14 protein-coding genes are annotated in these 18,884 nt (G+C 50.6%); 4 read left to right on the top strand and 10 right to left on the bottom strand.

All coding sequences use genetic code 11. From position 1 onward, the window contains the following. Nucleotides 1-62: 62 nt before the first annotated feature. Genes ACTQ3K_RS08520 through ACTQ3K_RS08490 form a run of 7 tightly spaced genes read right to left on the bottom strand, consistent with a single transcriptional unit; the run spans nucleotide 63 to nucleotide 8,057 of the window. Nucleotides 63-821, bottom strand: coding sequence for an ABC transporter ATP-binding protein (locus ACTQ3K_RS08520; RefSeq protein ID WP_441567789.1), 759 nt, complete (start codon nucleotides 819-821; stop codon nucleotides 63-65). Between the two features lie 11 nt (nucleotides 822-832). Then, complete coding sequence (locus ACTQ3K_RS08515) at nucleotides 833-1,771, bottom strand: ABC transporter ATP-binding protein (RefSeq protein ID WP_441567791.1); 939 nt, start codon at nucleotides 1,769-1,771, stop codon at nucleotides 833-835. Further along, nucleotides 1,764-3,401 (bottom strand): ABC transporter substrate-binding protein, encoded by a 1,638-nt coding sequence (locus tag ACTQ3K_RS08510; protein ID WP_441567793.1) that lies wholly within the window; start codon nucleotides 3,399-3,401, stop codon nucleotides 1,764-1,766. The genes ACTQ3K_RS08515 and ACTQ3K_RS08510 overlap by 8 nt, the downstream gene beginning before the upstream one ends. A gap of 20 nt (nucleotides 3,402-3,421) precedes the next feature. Further along, nucleotides 3,422-4,264 (bottom strand): ABC transporter permease, encoded by an 843-nt coding sequence (locus tag ACTQ3K_RS08505; protein ID WP_441567795.1) that lies wholly within the window; start codon nucleotides 4,262-4,264, stop codon nucleotides 3,422-3,424. Next, nucleotides 4,239-5,222, bottom strand: coding sequence for an ABC transporter permease (locus tag ACTQ3K_RS08500; protein ID WP_441567797.1), 984 nt, complete (start codon nucleotides 5,220-5,222; stop codon nucleotides 4,239-4,241). Before ACTQ3K_RS08500 ends, ACTQ3K_RS08505 begins: the two co-directional genes overlap by 26 nt. Nucleotides 5,223-5,224: 2 nt before the next feature. Next, nucleotides 5,225-6,712 carry a class I SAM-dependent methyltransferase gene (locus tag ACTQ3K_RS08495; RefSeq protein WP_441567798.1) on the bottom strand — a complete coding sequence of 496 codons (1,488 nt, stop codon included), beginning with the start codon at nucleotides 6,710-6,712 and terminating at the stop codon, nucleotides 5,225-5,227. Beyond that, nucleotides 6,699-8,057, bottom strand: coding sequence for an MATE family efflux transporter (locus ACTQ3K_RS08490; RefSeq protein WP_441567799.1), 1,359 nt, complete (start codon nucleotides 8,055-8,057; stop codon nucleotides 6,699-6,701). The genes ACTQ3K_RS08495 and ACTQ3K_RS08490 overlap by 14 nt, the downstream gene beginning before the upstream one ends. Before the next feature lie 274 nt (nucleotides 8,058-8,331). On the opposite strand from ACTQ3K_RS08490, the gene ACTQ3K_RS08485 reads away from it, so the two are divergent. Beyond that, nucleotides 8,332-8,631 carry a metal-sensing transcriptional repressor gene (locus ACTQ3K_RS08485; protein WP_441567800.1) on the top strand — a complete coding sequence of 100 codons (300 nt, stop codon included), beginning with the start codon at nucleotides 8,332-8,334 and terminating at the stop codon, nucleotides 8,629-8,631. A 12-nt stretch (nucleotides 8,632-8,643) separates the two neighbouring features. After that, entirely contained in the window at nucleotides 8,644-9,084 is a 441-nt protein-coding gene (locus ACTQ3K_RS08480) for a hypothetical protein (protein WP_441567801.1), read from the top strand. A 156-nt stretch (nucleotides 9,085-9,240) separates the two neighbouring features. Here the strand turns inward: ACTQ3K_RS08480 and ACTQ3K_RS08475 are convergent, their stop codons facing one another. Continuing rightward, nucleotides 9,241-11,820 carry a cation-translocating P-type ATPase gene (locus tag ACTQ3K_RS08475; protein ID WP_441567802.1) on the bottom strand — a complete coding sequence of 860 codons (2,580 nt, stop codon included), beginning with the start codon at nucleotides 11,818-11,820 and terminating at the stop codon, nucleotides 9,241-9,243. Between the two features lie 141 nt (nucleotides 11,821-11,961). Here ACTQ3K_RS08475 and ACTQ3K_RS08470 point away from each other — a divergent pair, with 141 nt between their 5' ends. Beyond that, entirely contained in the window at nucleotides 11,962-12,852 is an 891-nt protein-coding gene (locus ACTQ3K_RS08470; RefSeq protein WP_441567803.1) for an alpha/beta hydrolase, read from the top strand. On the opposite strand, the gene ACTQ3K_RS08465 is transcribed toward ACTQ3K_RS08470, so the two are convergent. Both ACTQ3K_RS08465 and ACTQ3K_RS08460 read right to left on the bottom strand, forming a co-directional pair. Continuing rightward, entirely contained in the window at nucleotides 12,853-13,692 is an 840-nt protein-coding gene (locus ACTQ3K_RS08465) for a DUF368 domain-containing protein (RefSeq protein ID WP_441567804.1), read from the bottom strand. A gap of 264 nt (nucleotides 13,693-13,956) precedes the next feature. Then, nucleotides 13,957-17,706, bottom strand: a complete 3,750-nt coding sequence (locus tag ACTQ3K_RS08460; protein ID WP_441567805.1) for a phosphoribosylformylglycinamidine synthase — start codon at nucleotides 17,704-17,706, stop codon at nucleotides 13,957-13,959. A 152-nt stretch (nucleotides 17,707-17,858) separates the two neighbouring features. On the opposite strand from ACTQ3K_RS08460, the gene ACTQ3K_RS08455 reads away from it, so the two are divergent. After that, complete coding sequence (locus ACTQ3K_RS08455) at nucleotides 17,859-18,716, top strand: CPBP family intramembrane glutamic endopeptidase (RefSeq protein ID WP_441567806.1); 858 nt, start codon at nucleotides 17,859-17,861, stop codon at nucleotides 18,714-18,716. Nucleotides 18,717-18,884 lie beyond the last annotated feature (168 nt).

The raw sequence follows: 18,884 nt of genomic DNA, 5'->3' as shown, positions 1-18,884 counted from the left end.
ACACCCATTCCTCTCTCATGCTCCATCAGGAAACACTGAAAAAAGATCAGGTGTTTTTTGTATTATGACACTTCCAGAACACTGTTTATGAGGTGTCTGGTATAGGAATTCTCAGGATCATTAAGCACTTTTTTTGTTTCTCCCGCTTCAATGATCTTTCCGTCTTTCATGATCATAAGCCGTTCACACAATCCCTGCACCAGTGCCAGATCATGGGAAATAAACAGCATAGCCAGTCCGTATTCTTCACGAAGTCCGTACAGAAGCTCCACGATCTGAGCCTGCACACTCACATCAAGTGCACTTGTTACTTCATCGCAGATCAGAAGTTTCGGTTGTACCGAAAGAGCCCTTGCAATGGCCGCTCTTTGGCACTCTCCTCCGCTCATTTCTCCCGGATACCGATTCATAAAATTTTCTTCCAGCCCGACTCGTTTTAAAAGTGAGACTGCTGTTTTGGCCGCCTGCTGTCTGGAAATCCCAAAATTTTTCTGCATGGCGATCATACTGTTCCCGATGGTCTTTCTCGGATCAAACGAATCGGACGGAAGCTGAAAGATCATCTGAATGGTCTGATAAACAGCTCGCGGAAACGGATAGGCGACTTTTTTCCCATCAAGCATGATCCGGCCGCGATCCGGTTTTTTCAATCCCAGAAGCAGCCTGGCAAGGGTACTTTTCCCGCAGCCGCTTTCTCCTGCCAGTCCGAGGAACATTCCCTCTTCCATGGAAAACGAAACCGTATCGACCGCATGGACCATTCTTCCTGCTTTTCCGGAATAAAAACAAAGATCCAGATCATTGACTTCCAACAGCTTCATATCATGCCTCCTCACTCAGCTTTGCTGCACCGCACAAAATGTCCGGGCTTTATTTCTGCCAATTCCGGCATTTCCGTAAAACAATGTGTTTCTGCACACGGACAACTTCTCTGATACGGACAGCCCTGCAGTTCTTTTTCTCCCTCTGTGATCCGAATTCCTCTCGGTGCTTTTCTTTTCATCGAAGGAACCGCCAGAATCAGATTTTTTGTATATGGATGAATCGGATCCCGGATCACCTCTTCTTTCTTTCCATATTCCAGCACAAGTCCGTGATACATGACCGCGATCCGGTCCGCCATGTAAGAAATCACTCCCATATTATGAGATACAAGAAAAATTGCTGTCCCGGATTCCCTGCGGATTGCCAGCAGTTCATCTGCCACTTGTTTCTGGATCGCCGCGTCCAGTGCGCTGGTCGGTTCATCTGCGAATAAAAGCTGCGGACGAAATACCGTCGCCATGGCAATGGACACACGCTGGCTCATTCCACCAGACAATTCAAACGGATAACTTTTTAAAAGCTTTTTTCCGTCACGAAGATTCATTTTCTCCATGGCTGAAAGCATCCGTTCCTCTGCCTCCCGATAGGACAGCCCTCCATGGCTCTTTACCAGATCTTTTAACTGGCTTCCGATCTTTCTCACCGGATAAAAAGCTTCCTGTGGATTCTGCGCGATCAGTGCCATTTCTTTTCCGCGCAGTCCGCGAAGAGCCTCTTTTTTCTGTTCCATAAGATCACTCTGCTTATAGCAGATAGTTCCGTTTTCTATTTTCCCTCCGCTTCCGAGAATTCCCAAAGCGGCATAGATTGTGGTACTCTTTCCGCTTCCGGACTCACCGACCACACCGAGGATCTCACCACTGTCCACAGACAGGGAAACACCCCGGAGGACCGGGGTACTTCCATAACTCACACAAAGATTATCAATCGTCAGTATTCTACTCATCTTTTTTATCAAACTGCCATAACAGCATACTGTTTCCATTATCGCTTCCAAACATAGGAGTCATTCCCTCTACATTGGAGCGTACCACATTGTAACGGTTAATATGAAGCAGGAATACATGCTGATCCGCAGCAAATACTTTTTCCTGGATCTGTTTTGCCAGCTCCGCTCTCTTGTCAGTATCCGATGTTTCTTTCATCTCGTCCAGAAGTGCATCCACATCCGGATTGGAAAATCCGGTAAAGTTCGCAGTTCCGCCGGTGTGGAAAACCGGATTCAGGAAATTATAGCAGTCTCCCAATGTCTGGGTATTATAGCCATAGGTAGCGATATTGTATTCTCCTTTATTACAGTCGTCAACAATCGCATCCGAAACGGTAATCTCCGAATCAATTCCGATTTCCTTCAGCTCAGCCTGAAGCACTTCACTCAGCGTCGGAAAATTGTTTGCGGAATAACAAAGAATCTTTAAATGGACCTTTTCACCATCCTTCTCAAGGAATCCATCAGCATCTGTATCTGTATATCCAGCATCCGCAAGAATCTGTTTCGCCTGATCGATATTGTAATCGATTCCGCCTGCCTGTGCCGTATAATAAGCAGAATCCTCCGGGAAAATTCCCTTTGTAGCCGTTCCTCTTCCGCTGTAAATGCCATTCAGAATCGCTTCCCGGTCAAACGCACAGGTCAGTGCCTTCCGCAGTACATCATCTTCTGTAAACGTATATCCGGGATTCAGATAGAGATAATACACACGGCCGGGGTTATAGGTAAGTACTTCGTACTCCGGATTATTTTCAAACAGCGGAAGATCCGAGGTCTGAATTCCTGCCCAGTCGATCTCCTTGGACTGAAGTGCCAGAGTCAGCGCAGACGCATCCAGATTTGATTTCGTATGGATTCTGGAAGCCACCGGTTTTCCCTGCCAGTATGTTTCGTTTCTCACCAGTTCACAGTTTCCATCACCATCAACGCTCTCCAGAATATACGGTCCGGTACCGATCACACCTTTTGAATAATCATCTGAAGCTTCTGTATCAAAAATTACGGTATTCTGCTCCGTTAAGATTCTGGGCATGATTGCCACGATTCCGTTAGTCTTTATGGTCAGAATCTGTCCGTCCGCTTCCATAGACGCACAGTCAGCCATCGTTCCGATCCGGGTATTGTTGGTAAAAATATAATCCAGTGCCTGTTTCACGGCTTCCGCATCCAATACTTTTCCGTTACTGAATGTGATGCCGTCCCGGATTTTGATCTCCCAGGTCGTATCATCCTTCTGTTCAATGCTTTCTGCCAGATGAGGGCATACCTCTTTTGTCTCATCATCCAGCACAAACAAGGTTTCCCCGATTCCCATGGTTACTGTTTTCTGACTCTGATAATCTACTGCAGGATCAAAGGAAAATCCGGCAGTTGTATTGCTGTTTCCTTGTGCAAACGTGAATTCCACATCATTTGTTTTTGTGTCACCGGCACTTTTGGTTTCTGCCGATCCTGCTTCTGCTTTTCCTGTTCCGCTTTCTGCCGCCTGTTTTGTTCCTCCGCAGCCTGCGAGTACTCCAAGCACCATGACTGCCGCACAGAGAAGCGCTGTTCCTTTTCTTTTCACGTTCATTCTTCTTTTCACGTTCATTCTCCTTTTCTCTTTCATGTTTCTGATTGTCTTTTTTTCTTCCGGATCAGGGCATTGACACTGTCCCCAAACATTCCCATGATCACGACCACCAAAAAGATTGCCAGTCCTGGATACAAGACTGTCCAAGGCGCTGTCTGGAAGCTCTGTTTTCCGTCATTTAACATGGTTCCCCACTCCGGATAGGGCGGAGCAGTTCCCAAGCCTAAAAATGACAGTCCGGAAAACCCAAGAATGGCGTTTCCGATGTGCATACTGGCCTCCACGATCAATGGTGTCAGACTGTTCGGCAGAATCGTCCGAAACAGGATCTTTGTTCTTCCGGCTCCTGAAATTCTGGCAAAACTAACATACGTTTTTTCCTTGATCTGTAGCACCTTGCTTCTTGCCAGTCTTGCATAGCTGGTCCAGCCGACTGCCGACATGGCAATGATACAGTTTCCTATTCCGGTTCCCAGCATGGCTGCCACCGAAATCGTAAACACAAGCTGCGGAAACGCCTGAACGGCATCCACAAACCGCATGACCAGCGTATCAAACATACCGCCGATATAACCGCAGATGCTTCCTACTGCTGTTCCGATCACAAACGTGATCAATACAACTGCCAGCGCTGCAAAGATCGAACGTGCAGCTCCCTTTAACAGCCGGCAGAAAATACATCGTCCCAGATAATCGGTTCCCATAAGGTATCCGTTTCCCGGCGCCTTGTTTACCTGAAGAAGATTTACCTCGAACGGATCATGTCTGAGAAAATACGGTGCCATGCATGCTGCCAGAAACAGCAGCAGCACAAGGATCAGCCAGAACCAAAACCGTATACGCGAGGTATTATACTGCCTTTTTTTCTTTTTCATTTGTTCCTCGCTTTCGATTTTCTTCCGTCAGTTTCTGTCTGATCCGCGGATCGGCCCAGGCATGAAGAAGATCCGTGATCAGATTTACCAGCACATAGATCACCGCCATCGCCAATACAAAGCCCTGCATCAGTGGATAATCCCGATTGGTGATTGAATTGACCGCCAGCCGCCCAAGTCCCTGATAGGTACAGACTATTTCAATGATTGCCGTTCCTCCCAAAAGCCGTCCGACTCCCATACCGACGATTGTGATCAGCGACGGACCGACACTGCGCAGCACTCCCCTGTACAGGATCAGCCGCTCCCGGATTCCTCTCGCTCGGGCCATGCGGACATATGGTTCCTCCAGTTCCTGAAGCACCGCTCCGCGGATCTGCCGGATATACCCCGGTGACAGCGTAAGCATTAAGGTAAGTGCCGGAATCCAGATTCCCCGGGGTGAGCCGCTGCTTACAGTCGGAAGCCAGCGAAGCTTCACTCCAAGAACATAAATCAAAAGAAACGCTGCAAAAAAACCGGGAAGCGATCCAAACAAAAAGCAGATTCCCCGAATCAGATGATCCAGAATTCCATTTTCCCTCACGGCCAGAAAAATACCGACCGGAATTGATATCATAAGCGTAAGAAAAATTCCCAGGACGGTCAGCCGCAGCGTATTGGGAAAATACGTGGTAATCTCCTGGAGCACCGGATTTCCCGTGAAGATCGAGGTTCCAAGATTCCCATGGAGCACATTGACCAGCCAGCTTCCATACTGTTCCCAGACCGGTTTATTCAGTCCCAGTTTTTCCGAAAGCTCTGCCACGGCTTCTGCCGTCGGCACATCACCGCCCTGGGATAAAAAAATCCTGGCCGGATCTCCCGGTGACAGATACATCAGGAAAAATGTGACAAACGAGATCAGAAGCAATACCGGAATCAGCCAAAGCAGACGTTTTACCACATACCGTCCCATATTCAGTCCGCTTCCTTTCCATTTTTCGCTGCAATAAAGAATTCGGTATAATATCCTTCCGCAATTCCGTATTTCAAAAGATTCTGAGGTCTCCGGATTTCTTCTGCAATCAGGTCAAATCCCATTCTGGGAAGTACCTTTTCATCCCAGGCTGCCGGTCTGTCAAATTTTGACAGAGGAAGTTCCGGTGCTGTGCTGTCACACAGGCTGTAATCCACCTGTTTTCCTGCATCATCTCCATGAACGGTTCCTACAAGCTCCTGTAATTTTTTTCGGTTGATCCGGTCTTCCTCATTAAACAGATAGTAATAATGATTTGCATCCCAATAGATCAGATAACCGCCCGGCTTTAACACTCTCTGCCACTGTTTTAATACTGCCTCCGGATCCGGAAGTGCCCAGGTCACATTTCTGGAGATCACAACATCAAAGGTATTATCCGGAAACGGGAGTTCTCCCGCCGGCGTGCAGATAAATTCCGCAGAAAGCCCCATGGATTTCAGATTTTCCTCTGCACGCTCAATCATGTGGGAACACAGATCCACACCAGTCACCTCATGTCCCAGAAGTGCCATGGACGCCGCGATGATCCCGGTTCCTGTTCCGGCATCAAGCACCTTTAACGGCTTTTCCGGCACATAACGGGCAACTGCTGCGCCCAGTGCGGCAAAGCTTTCGGAATCTCTGCGGAATCCAAAAGTCTCCGCCCGCTTCTGCCAGTAAGTTTTCATATTCTTCTGTGCATGATCTGCCTGTTTTTTCACCGCACAGACCTCAAACAGTGGTGATTCTCCATACAGCTGTTTTTCCCACTCTTCGTATACCTCACGCCCGATATCCTCCCGGATTGAAACCTCCATTCCCAGTCTCCCGGAAAGCATTTCCATGTCCCATGCCGGACGCTCAATTTTTGTCAGCGGCGCCGTAGCGTAATATTCCAGGTCGCCGGAAGACACAACTTCTCTCGTTCCGTATTTTTCAAAATGATGCTGTTCCCGCTCCCGTACCCGTTTTAATTTTTCCGGATCAAAGAAGTGCATCTGCCAGTTTGCATCATAGATCAGAAGTTTTCCTCCCGGTTTTAAAATACGTTTGAATTCGGTATAAACCAACTCCGGCTGCTCCAGTGTCCAGGTCACATTTCTCATGACCAGTGCATCGAAGGTATCATCCGAAAACTCCAACTGGTTCACATCCATCTTTTTAAACTCCGGGTTAACCCCTAGCTTTTCTGCATTTTTCCTTGCATGTGCCAGCATCCCTTCCGAACTGTCGATTGCCGTCACCAGCTGTCCCTCTTCCGACAGAATACAAGCAAAAAATCCGGGACCGGTTCCGACATCCAGAATCTTAAGTCCTGCTCCGGGCTCCAGATGATATGCCAGCTGTTTTTTCCATGCGTTCTTACGAAACGAATGAAACTCTTCCGTAATGTATCGATTATAGCCATCTCCGCCGGCCCAGCGTTTTTCTCGTTCAAGCTTCTCCATTGGTTTTCTCCTTTTGTTTAAAACTGCGAAATACCCTCAGATAATATATACTCATACAGATTGCCGTAAGCGCCCAGGTGATCGGATAGGTCACCGCTACTCCGCGGATATCATTGACCCTCGGCACGATCAGGAACAGAAGTCCCGTCCGGATCAGGCAGATATTTATCAGAATGATATACATCGGCTGCTTTACCTTCCCGGCTCCGCGCAGGCTGTCCCCCAGTACCTGTAAGATACAGTAGATAAAATAGAACGGAAAGGTAATTCCGATCAGACGGCATCCAATTGCAATCACTGATTCCTCTTTATTAAAAATCCGGAATAATTCCCGGCCAAATACCAACGCCAGCATACTGGTTACTGCCGCAGTAATGATGCTCATAAGAAGACATACTCTGGTTCCCTCCCGCATCCTCTCATACTTCTTTGCGCCCATATTCTGGCCTGAAAATGCCATGATCGCCTGTCCAAAGGCCACAATCGGAAGATAAATGATCAGCTCCACTTTAAAATAAGCCGTAAATGCAGCAATGGAGTCCTCCCCAAAGGAATTGATATGATACTGCGCCATCACATTGGAAAGGGTGATCACAAGAGACTGGGCACCTGCCGGTATTCCAACCCGAAGAACCTCTTTCAGAATCGGAATATCAAACGAAAGTTTCTTCAGTCTGAACCGGTATTCCGGCTCCAGCCTCGTAAGAAAATACAATACCATCACAGCTGCCATTGTCTGTGAGATCAGCGTTGCCCAGGCTACTCCGTTGATCCCGTTTGAACATAACCGGATAAACAGATAATCCATCACGACATTGACAAGTCCGCCGACTGCCTGTGCATATAACGGTGATCTGGAATCCCCCATGGCCCGAAGGACTCCGGAGCCAAGATTATAAATGAACATGGACACCAGCGAACACAGATAGATCCGGAGATAGGATACCGCCATTGGCTGAAGCGTTCCGGGCGTATTGACCAGATGAAGATATACCGGAGCCAGAAAATATCCTCCCACACAGAGAAAGATCCCGCCGACAAGACTGAGTGCCATGGCATTATGAACTGCTCTGGAAAGGCCGGATTTATCTCTTGCTCCGAAAATATGGGAAACAACCACACCGGATCCAACCGACATTCCACCGAAAAATCCCACCAGACAGGTGATCAGAAGACTGCTTGCTCCAATGGCCGCCGATGCGGATTTGTCAATAAAATTCCCGACAAAAATCAGATCAACCGTATTATATAATTGCTGAACCAGACTGCTTAACAGCAGCGGTATTGCAAATAAGATAAGATTTTTCCAGAGTTTTCCTGTTGTCAGATCCGTTGTCCTAGCCATAGCCGTTTCCTCTCTGTCATTTTTCGCACTTACTATAACAGACTCGATCTGAGTTTGTAAGCCCTGGGGGGGGATTTTTTCTTTCATGACAGCTGTTTTCATCTTTCAATTTTGTTTTTCATTCATTTTATAACCCCCCTGGGAGCTTGTCGGAAGTTTTTTCTTCTGTTATGATACAGACATGACCGCGGCAAGCATACCACAATAACACAAAATGATTCCCTGGAAACGGCTGCCGTTTCCTTGCCGGATCGGCGGAAAGGAGCGCTGGTACATGACAGAAGAAACGAATCACCGTCATCATGGCCACGTTCATGATCCGGCAGAAAAACGACGGCAGATCAACCGTCTGGCCCGGATCATCGGCCATCTGGAATATGTAAAACGGATGTTAAATAACGATGAGGACTGTTCTGCAGTTCTCATGCAGATAGCTGCATCCAGATCTGCTCTGAACGGTCTTGGAAAAGAGATCATCAATGATCATATTTCCCACTGCATTGCCCATGCACTGGAGGATGGCGATACCAGTGCCATTGAAGAATTTCAGAAAGCAATCCAGAAATATATTTAAGGAGGATCCCCGATGCCGTCAGAACCGTTTAATCCATGGAAAAACTTCGATGAATTTGATCCGACACAGTTTTCGGAGCAAAGCAGTGAGTTGATACAGTGGCCGATCAAGCTCTGGAAAGCACCGATCGTGTCTCCATATTATCACGGTGCCCACCTGCTGATTGCCGCCGACTGTACGGCTTTTGCCTGTCCGGATTTTCACGAACATTACAGCCGTGGAAAGCTTACGCTGATCTGCTGTCCCGAGGCGGACTTTGATATTATGACGAATCTGAGCCACATTCTCGAGCATAACGATATCAAGAGCATCACCATCGTCAAAACCGAAAAAAGCTGCTGCAAAGACCTTCTGGAATATGTCCGGCAGGCTGTTTCTTCCAGCAGGCTTCCTGTTCCGATCCAGGTTTCTACCGTTTTTATTGACGCTGAAGATGTTACGGAATCCTTTTAATTTTTACAGGCTGCTTCTTTATCTATTCACTTATATACCTCCGGAAAACGGAAATCACAGTATTTTGGGGAAAGCTGCTGTGATTTCCGTTTTTCCTGCATTTTCGTGATTCTGCCTGTTTTTATCTTATCTGCTTTTATCTTATCTGTTTTTATCTTATTTTTTTATCCCGTTTATCGTACCTTTTCTGCCGATCAGCAGCAGCTCATGAGCCAGAAGGGGCATCGCGGAGAGCGTCAATAGCATTCCCCACTCTCTTCCTTCCAGATGCACAGTTCCGAACAGTCCGATAAATACCGGAATCTCGGTCACCAGAAGCTGCATCAGGATTCCCAGTCCGAAGGAAAGGAGCATCAGCCGGTTTGCCAGATGGTTCATGCAAAAGACCGAGGTTTCGGTATCGCGCATGCCGACTGCATGAAACAGCTGGGACATACCGAGTACCGTAAAGGCATAGGTCTGGCTTTTTGTCAGAAGCTGTGGATCGGAAAGAGCCACCCGGATCTGTTCCGTGGAAAGCGGCTGTCCCGCCGCGAGAAGCTGCCCGATGGGGATCTGCAAAAACGCCGTCAGACTGATCAGCGCTATCAGGATTCCGTAAAAAATCGTGCAGGAGCCCCCGCCTCCGGCAAACAGGCTTTCCGATTCCGGCCTGGGCGGCCGCTCCATATAGCGCTGCTTCCGGTTCACATCAACTCCGAGAGCCAGGGCCGGGAGGGAATCCGTGATCAGATTGATCCACAGGATATGACTTGGCTTCAGCGGGGACGGAAGGATCAGAAGAAAGGCGGCCATCATGGTCAGGATCTCCCCAAAATTGGAGGACAGAAGAAAAATAACAGACTTTCGGATATTTTCATAAATTCCCCTGCCCAGGGCAATCGCTTTCTCAATGGTCGAGAAGTTGTCGTCTGTCAGAACCAGGTCTGCCGCATTCCTTGCCACATCCGTTCCGCCGCGCCCCATGGCGACTCCCACATCGGCTGCCTGCAGCGAGGGGGCATCATTCACGCCATCACCGGTCATGGCCACCGTTTCGCCGCTTTTCTTCAGTGCCTTTACGATCCGGACCTTATGCTCCGGCGACACATGAGCAAAAACCCGGATCCCCGGAAGCGCCCGCAGAAAAGCTTCCTCATCCATGAGCGACAACGCTTCCCCCGAAAGGCACTCCCGCCGCTCTCCGGCGATTCCCAGTTTCTTTGCGAGGGCAAAGGCCGTATCCTCTCTGTCACCGGTGATCATCACTGTCCGCACGCCGGCATTCCGAAAGGTTTCCACGGCCGGAGCCGCCTCCGGGCGGAGCGGATCCTCCATACCGGCAAAGCCTAAAAAGGTCAGTTCCCGTTCTGCAAAAACAGTCCCGTTATTCGTACTGTTTCCCATTTCCTTTAAGGCGCTGTTTTCTTTCATGGCCAGTGCCAGAACACGCAGTCCAGCCCCGGTAAATACCTGCAGCTCCTTTTTTAACCGGATCCGTTCTGCTTCCCGAAGCGGCAGCCTCCGTCCGTCCCGCAGGATTCCGGTACAGCAGGCCAGCACCTCGTCCGGCGATCCTTTTGTATAAGCGATCAATGTTTCGCCCCGCCTGTGAATGGTCGTCATGCACTTTCTTCCGGAATCAAAGGCAATTTCCCCGCACCTTGGATACCGCCGCTCCAGTTCATGACGGTACAGTCCGAAGCCGGCCGCCAGATCAAGAAGCGCCAGCTCCGTCGGATCTCCGATTCTGGACGCTTTCGTCAATTCCCCGTCATTACATAAGGCAATACACTGCAGGAATTCCCGGTTTTCTCCTCTGGAAAGCTGCTCAGGCTCCATGCACCTTCCGTCCGTAAAGCAGCGCACCACCGTCATTTTATTCTCTGTCAAAGTTCCCGTCTTATCTGAACAGACCACACTCACACACCCCAGCGTCTCCACACTGGGAAGCCGACGCACAATGGCTCCGGCCTTTGCCATGCGCGACACGCTGAGTGCCAGCACCATGGTTACCACTGCCGGAAGTCCCTCCGGAACCACCGCCACAGCTAACGATATGGCAGTCAGAAACATTTCCGGAAGGTTCCGTCTCTGGAGCACTGCCAGAAGAAACAACAGTGCACAAAGCCCCAGAGATGCCAGACTCAGATATGTCCCAAGCTCTGCCAGCCGCTTTTGAAGCGGCGTCTGTGGTGCCGATCCCGTCCGAAGCATTCCGGCGATCCGGCCGATCCGCGTATTCATGCCGATAGCTGTCACCACGCCAAGACCGCGTCCGGCCGTCACCGTTGTGGACATATAGGCCCGGTTTTCACGGTTCCGATCCTTTTCCACCGGAACAGATTCTCCCGTAAGGGCAGATTCCTCAATTTTTAATCCCACTGCCTCCAAAAGCTCCAGGTCCGCCGGAACCCTGCATCCGGCCTCCAGAACTACCACATCGCCCGGGATCAGCTCTGCCGCATCCATTTCCCGGATTTCTTCCCCGACCTTCACCAGCGCACGTGGACTGGCCATCTGCTTCAGCGCTTCCAGGGCACGGGCCGCTTTTCCTTCCTGGATCACACCGACCACCGCATTGACTCCAATCACCGCCGCAATGATTGCCGTGTCGCCATACTCCCCCAGAAAAAACGAAACCGCCGCCGCGCCCATCAGGACATACAGAAGCGGATCACAGACCTGCCGAAACAGCCGCAAAGCAAGCGGCTTTCGTTTTTCCTCCCGAAGTACATTCTCCCCTCTCTGTTCCACAGCCGTATCCTCCTCCCTGCCAGCCCATCGCCGCCCCTAAAGAATATGAGGACAGGAGAAGATTTATGTGTTATACTACAAGCAGTGCCATACGAAGTTGCATTATTCAAAACAATAGATTTCCAGAAGGGAGTTGTTTTTATGCCGAGCATTCTCAGTAACCTTTCCTATCAATATAAACTTCGTACCAACGCGAAGGATGATTTAAAGACTCAGCTTTCCCGCTCCAATCACGGTGATCCCCGCTACATGACACCGCCGGAAGCTTTCCGTAAAAGATATACGGTCGAAGCAGATTCCTGTCTGGAACGTCCCGTCTACTATCTTGATTTTTCCAGGGCTGCCGATGCGCCCTGCGTTCTTTATTTTCATGGCGGAGCTTTTTTGACCAGCCTCATTAAAAAGCACTGGAAGCTCTGCGATTCCATCTTAAAGGGTACCGCCTGTCCGGTGGTTGTTCCCGATTATCCCCTGATCCCGGAGCATACCTGCCTCCAGACCCTGCGGTTCTGCATGACCCTGTATGAAGATCTGATCCGTCGCTGTCCCCGCGGTGTGATCCTCATGGGCGATTCCGCCGGTGCCAACCTGGCTCTGGCTGTTGCCCAGAACGCAAAGAAGGCGGGGCTTCCCGCTCCGAAAAAATTGTTATTTCTCTCGCCCTTCCTCGATGCCACCGGGGATAATCCGGTAAAAAATGTCCTTTCCCGCCGGGATCCCATTCTGGAACCGGACGGAGGACGGGAAGCAGCGCTTCTCTATGCAGGCAGCCTGCCGCTTTCTGATCCGCGGGTCAGCCCGCTGTTCGGACCCATGCGCGGTCTGCCGCCTGTTTCCATCTGGACCGGCGACAATGATATGCTCTACGCCGACGCACTCCAGCTTCGCCAGAAGCTCCATAACGCCCACGTACCCTACCATCTCTACACCTACCCCGGTATGGTCCACGACTGGATGCTGGAAGCTCTTCCTGAGGCTAAAAAGGCTGTAAAACAGATCCTGTCCGAAATCCGGCTGGTTTATGAGATTTGATCATACCTGATTCATTTTCTCCAGTACCAGCCCGCCGAAGATTCCTGCCACCAGAAAGCCTCCGTTCACCAGTGCGGCGCTCATGCTTTCCAAAAATACTTCATACGGAACGGTCATGAGTGTCGCTGCCAGAACAATTCCGAAAATTCCGTAACGGAATAGCGATTCATGGCGGTTCATCAGCTCTGTAATAACTCCGGAAAAACCGAACACGGTCGCTGCGGCCCCCAGTCCGGCCGGAATCAGAATCGATCCATCGAAATTTCCGATTCCGTCAATAAACGGCAGATACAATCCCAGCGGCATAAGCAGCGTGGAAAAGCTCAGCCCCGGGACGATGACACTCAGCGCCGCACAGACACCGCAGAACAGATTCCAAAACCAGTTTGGCGTGATCACTGCATTCGCGGTCCGCAGCCAGACAAGAAGCAGCAACAGCCCGAAAAATGCAGCTCCAAAACTGAACCACTCTCCCGCTATCACCTTTTTCCCTGCTCCCACCGCTTCCTGATATAAGGACGGCAGCATTCCGATGATCAGCCCCACAAACAGACAAACCAACTGGGTTTCATATATGCTCAGGAAGAATCCAAGAATCTTTGACACCCCGAAAAATCCTGCGACTCCTCCGATGCAGACCGGAATGAGCAGTCCCGCATGGACTTTCAATGCATGCCTCGGAGCAGAAAGCAGTTCCATGACCGGCTGGTAAATTCCAAACATCACACATAACACACCACCGGAAATTCCCGGAAGCACCGCGCCGATGCCGATCAGAATTCCCTGAAAAATCCGTATAAGCCAAGAAACTGAATGTCCTTTTTGATTCCAAACCGTCATATCCCCACCTCACCGGAATAAGTTTCCATGCATGAAATGACAACGCTTCCATGAGTATATGCGGGAATCCAACAGATTATGTGGTTCTCGCGCCGCTCGCCCTGCCGCCTTCGGCTCCTGTCTGGGACTTTCGGGCGTTCCGCCCATAAAAATACAGCCAGTCCGCTCCGGGCAGATAAATCTGCCCTTAACGTTCTGGCTGTATTTCTGCGTGCAGAATTGTTTAATTAGTTTTCTGCGTGCTGAATTGTTTATTTTGAACTTTTACTTAAAGTATTCAACGCCGGATTCGAATACCTTCAGATCCTGTTCGCCGCAGATATTGATGGCGACGGACTGGCCCTGGCGTTCGATGTGAGCCATCTTGCCGAAGATTCTTCCATCGGGGCTGGTAATGCCCTCGATGGCCTGGTAGGATCCGTTGGGATTCCAGGTCTCCTCCATGGTGGGATTGCCGTCCAGGTCAACGTACTGAGTTGCTACCTGTCCGTTCTCAAACAGCTTCTTCAGCCATTCCTCGCTTGCTACGAAGCGGCCCTCACCGTGGGAAACCGGCGTACAGTACACACCTCCCAGCTTGGCCTGCTGCAGCCAGGGGGACTTATTGGACACGACCTTGGTATATGCCATCTTGGATACATGACGGCCGATGGTATTGTAGGTCAGGGTCGGAGAATCCTCTGTCTGCTGACGGATCTCGCCGTAAGGCACAAGACCAAGCTTGATCAGGGCCTGGAAGCCGTTGCAAATACCAAGCATGAGGCCGTCCCGCTCATTTAAGAGCTTCTCCACGGCTTCTTTCATGCGGGCATTGCGGAATGCCGTCGCGAAGAACTTCGCGGAGCCCTCCGGCTCATCACCTGCGGAAAAGCCGCCGGGGAACATGATGATCTGTGACTGGGCAATGGCCTTCTCGAAAATCTCCACCGAATCACGGATATCCTCTGCCGTGATGTTTTTCAGTACCTTTGTAATAACAGTTGCACCAGCCTTTTCAAAGACCCTGGCGCTGTCATACTCGCAGTTGGTTCCGGGAAATACCGGAATAAATACGGTAGGCTTTGCCACCTTGTGTTTACATACATAAATCTGATCGGCCTTGTAAAGCTTATCCGTCACCGGAGTCTGCTCCACGCCGGAGGAAGTCGGGAATACCTTCTCCAGAGGCTTCTCCCATGCCGCCTGCGCGTCCATGAGATCAATCTTCATATTCTGATATTCAATGGCACCAGTATCGGTCACTTCACCGATTACCGTATAGCAGCCGGACAGGTTCTGTACCTTGTCGGCAGGAACCTCAGCGATCACATTGCCCCAGCCTGCCGCAAACAGATCTTCGGGAGCGATGTTATGCTCGATCTTCACGCCCATACGGTTACCAAACGCCATCTTGGATACCGCCTCCGCGATTCCGTGACGCTCCACCTCATACGCAGAAACAATGGTTCCTGCCTTGATATCCGCGAAGATCTTTCCGTACTGATCCATAAGCTGCTCATAAACCGGAAGATCGTATTCATCCTTTTCAATGGCAAACAGCACCAGCTTGTTTCCGGCCTTCTTTAACTCCGGTGTGATAATCGTCTGCTCCTTCGCCACATCCACAGCAAAGGAAACGAGAGTCGGAGGTACATCTAATTCATTGAAGGAACCGGACATACTGTCCTTTCCGCCGATGGACGGAAGCCCGAAGCCCAGCTGTGCATTATACGCGCCGAGAAGCGCCGCAAAGGGCTCGCCCCAGCGGGTGGGATCCTCGGTCATTCTCCGGAAATACTCCTGGAAGGTAAAACGGATCTTCTTATAATCACCGCCTGCGGCCACGATCTTTGCCACTGAAGAAACCACTGCATAAACGGCCCCGTGATACGGGCTCCAGGAGGACAGATACGGATCAAAGCCGTAGCTCATCATGGTCACCACATCGGTCTTTCCGTTCAGAACGGGAAGCTTCGCCACCATGGCCTGGGTCTCCGTCATCTGATACTTTCCGCCGTAAGGCATGTAAACCGAACCGGCGCCGATGGAGCTGTCGAACATCTCCACAAGGCCCTTCTGGGAGCATACGTTGAGATCCTTCATGGTCTCCAGCCACTTTGCCTTCACATCGCTTACCGACTCTTTATCGAAGAGATTTCCCTTCTTTCCGGGCACCGTCACAGCCACATCCGTCTCCTGATGCGCACCGTTTGTATCCAGGAATGCACGGCTGATGTCCACGATGGTCCTGCCGCGCCAGAACATTTTCAGTCTCGGCTCCTCGGTCACAACTGCAACCGGAACAGCCTCCAGATTTTCCTCATTGGCATAAGCCAGGAACTGATCCACATCCTTTTTATCCACAACAACGGCCATACGCTCCTGGGACTCGGAGATGGCAATCTCCGTTCCGTCCAGACCGGCATACTTCTTCGGCACCTTATCCAGATCGATCTCCAGGCCGGCTGCCAGCTCACCGATGGCAACGGATACGCCGCCTGCTCCAAAGTCGTTGCACTTCTTGATCATGTGGCTTACTTCTTCCCGGCGGAACAGTCTCTGGATCTTCCGCTCGGTGGGCGCATTACCCTTCTGTACCTCCGCACCGCAGGTCTCGATGGAGGACTCGGTATGCACCTTGGAGGAACCGGTCGCACCGCCGATTCCGTCACGGCCTGTCCGTCCGCCCAGCAGGATAATGATATCACCGGGATCGGAATTTTCGCGGATCACGGCACGTCTGGGTGCTGCGCCCATAACCGCACCGATCTCCATTCTCTTTGCCGCATAATTCGGGTGATAAATTTCTTTTACATAGCCCGTAGCAAGACCGATCTGGTTGCCGTAGGAGCTGTAGCCATGGGCTGCGCTGCGGACCAGCTTTTTCTGGGGCAGCTTGCCCTTCATGGTCTCCGATACGGGAACCGTCGGATCTGCCGCACCGGTCACACGCATAGCCTGATATACATAGGTACGTCCTGAAAGGGGATCGCGGATCGCACCGCCGAGGCAGGTTGCCGCACCGCCGAACGGCTCGATCTCGGTCGGGTGGTTGTGGGTCTCATTCTTGAAGTTCACCAGCCATTCCTCAACCTTGCCGTCAACCTCCACCGGCACCACAATACTGCAGGCGTTGATCTCGTCCGATTCCTCCTGGTCGTCTAATTTTCCTTCCTTTTTCAGCTTTCTCATGGCCATGAGCGCCAGATCCATCAGGCAGACAAACTTGTCGTCACGTCCCTTAAAGATCTCTTTGCGGTCTTCCACATACTGCTCATAGGTCTTCTCAATAGGCACCTTGTAATCGCCGTCTGTGAATGTCACATTCTTTAACTCCGTCTGGAAGGTAGTATGACGGCAGTGATCTGACCAGTAGGTATCCAGCACGCGGATCTCGGTCATGGTCGGCTCCCGGTGCGCTTCATTCTTATAATAATCCTGAATATACAGAAAATCCTTGAAGGTCATCGCCAGATTTAAGGAATCATACAGCTTCTTTAATTCCGCCTCCGGCATTTCCGCAAAATTCTCGAACACTGCTACATCCGCAGGCTCCGCGAATTTTGTGATCAGTGTCTCCGGAATAGCCGCCGATGCTTCACGACTGTCCACCGGGTTAATGCAGTGCTCCTTGACCGCTTCCTTCTGCTCCGCCGTCATGGTTCCCTCGATCACATAGGTAGTCGCGCTCCGGATCACCGGCTCCTCATTCTCATTAAGCAACTTCACGCACTGCTCTGCGGAGTCGGCTCTCTGGTCGAACTGGCCGGGCAGATATTCCACGGAAAACACGGTGTCTTCCGGGTTGTGCTGAAAATCATCCTCATAGAGAATATCAACGGGAGGCTCCGAAAAAATCGTGCCCTTGGACTTTTCATAGGTCTCATCAGACAGATTTTCAATATCATAGCGGATCAGCACGCGCACGCCGGTCACCGTACTGATTCCAAGATAGCTTAAAAGCTCCTCCCTCAGTTCCTTTGCCTGAACTGCATAAGGCTTTTTCTTCTCCACATAGATTCGTCTTACGCTCATAAGTACCTCCATGGATTTTATGTATGACATACAGATATAATTTTCCCTACTATCATATTTCATTTTCCTCCTTCTGTCAATTGAACTGCCCGGATTTTCCTTGACAGGATCCGTACACATCCGATATGATAGAAAAAACCGGGGGTATTATTATGTCAAATTCCATAGTGTCACTGATGAAGAAAGCCATTGCATTCCTGAGCTTTCTGGTTCTTCCTGTTTTTTTTTACGAACAGGTTGTTTTTGTGTGCGCCGCACTTGTTCAGGCGCTCGCTTCCGCTTCTCACCAGCCGTTTCTTTCGGGAAATCTGCCGCTTCTTTATACAAGCACCGCAGCAGCTGTTTCCGGTCTGATCCTGCTTCCCGTCTATTTCTATTTAAAAAAGAAATCCTCTGCATCGAAGGTCATCGATCCAGGGGCTTCTGTGCATCATGATCCCGCTCCGGAACTTTCCCGAAAGGCTCCGGTATTTTCCGCGCGCTCCTATATTTTTCCGGCATTGTTCGGTGCTTCCGGCGCTGTCTTTTTCAATCTGCTCCTTGCCTTTTCCCGGCTGCCGGAGCTGTTCCCCACTGTCTCCACCCTGGAGCCCACCGCCGCGCAGTCAAGTGTTCTCCTTGGCGCCCTGGTGACCTGTCTCATCACGCCGCTCATCGAGGAGCTGGTGTTCCGCGGCTACGGATTTTTCCTGCTCCGCCGGGAGTTTGGCTTCCCCGGCGCTGCCCTTTTAAGCGCCGCTGCCTTCGGCCTGTTCCACGGCGATGTCTCTCAGAGCCTTTATGGCTTCTGCATGGGACTTCTTCTGGCCCACACCGCCGAACTGTACCGTTCTCTCCATGCCTGTATCCTGTTCCATATCTGCGCCAACATAACCTCCTTCTTCCTGCTCACCGACCTCTCCAGAGAACGGCTCATCATCTCCATGCCCGTTCTTGGCCTGTCCGGAATCCTGTGCGCATGGAGCTATCATAAGATAAAGGAAGTGGGGAAAATTGAAAAAACAGACTGATCGTACTTCTGGTTTTCTGAAAAAGAATCCTGCTCGCAGGATTCGCCGCCTGCGGCGGGCTGCAAAGCGGCAATCTTCCGCTCCGCCGCAGTGCGATCCACGCGGAGCGTTTTTCATTTCATAGGACGAACTTTCCTATGAAATGAAAAAGCAGGACTATCAAATTTG

It is taken from the genome of Candidatus Paralachnospira sp. LCP21S3_A2, assembly GCF_052118925.1.
In the GTDB taxonomy this organism is placed as follows: domain Bacteria; phylum Bacillota; class Clostridia; order Lachnospirales; family Lachnospiraceae; genus Lientehia.
The sequence above is the reverse complement of the archived record's forward strand: the minus strand, read 5'-3'. Positions and strand labels throughout refer to the sequence as shown.

Bases quoted from the DNA above. Each gene is read 5' to 3' on its own strand.
- ACTQ3K_RS08520 (WP_441567789.1), bottom strand. From the start codon at position 821: ATGAAGCTGTTGGAAGTCAATGATCTGGATCTTTGTTTTTATTCCGGA.
- ACTQ3K_RS08515 (WP_441567791.1), bottom strand. From the start codon at position 1,771: ATGAGTAGAATACTGACGATTGATAATCTTTGTGTGAGTTATGGAAGT.
- ACTQ3K_RS08505 (WP_441567795.1), bottom strand. From the start codon at position 4,264: ATGAAAAAGAAAAAAAGGCAGTATAATACCTCGCGTATACGGTTTTGG.
- ACTQ3K_RS08500 (WP_441567797.1), bottom strand. From the start codon at position 5,222: ATGGGACGGTATGTGGTAAAACGTCTGCTTTGGCTGATTCCGGTATTG.
- ACTQ3K_RS08495 (WP_441567798.1), bottom strand. From the start codon at position 6,712: ATGGAGAAGCTTGAACGAGAAAAACGCTGGGCCGGCGGAGATGGCTAT.
- ACTQ3K_RS08490 (WP_441567799.1), bottom strand. From the start codon at position 8,057: ATGGCTAGGACAACGGATCTGACAACAGGAAAACTCTGGAAAAATCTT.
- ACTQ3K_RS08485 (WP_441567800.1), top strand. From the start codon at position 8,332: ATGACAGAAGAAACGAATCACCGTCATCATGGCCACGTTCATGATCCG.
- ACTQ3K_RS08480 (WP_441567801.1), top strand. From the start codon at position 8,644: ATGCCGTCAGAACCGTTTAATCCATGGAAAAACTTCGATGAATTTGAT.
- ACTQ3K_RS08470 (WP_441567803.1), top strand. From the start codon at position 11,962: ATGCCGAGCATTCTCAGTAACCTTTCCTATCAATATAAACTTCGTACC.
- ACTQ3K_RS08465 (WP_441567804.1), bottom strand. From the start codon at position 13,692: ATGACGGTTTGGAATCAAAAAGGACATTCAGTTTCTTGGCTTATACGG.
- ACTQ3K_RS08460 (WP_441567805.1), bottom strand. From the start codon at position 17,706: ATGAGCGTAAGACGAATCTATGTGGAGAAGAAAAAGCCTTATGCAGTT.
- ACTQ3K_RS08455 (WP_441567806.1), top strand. From the start codon at position 17,859: ATGTCAAATTCCATAGTGTCACTGATGAAGAAAGCCATTGCATTCCTG.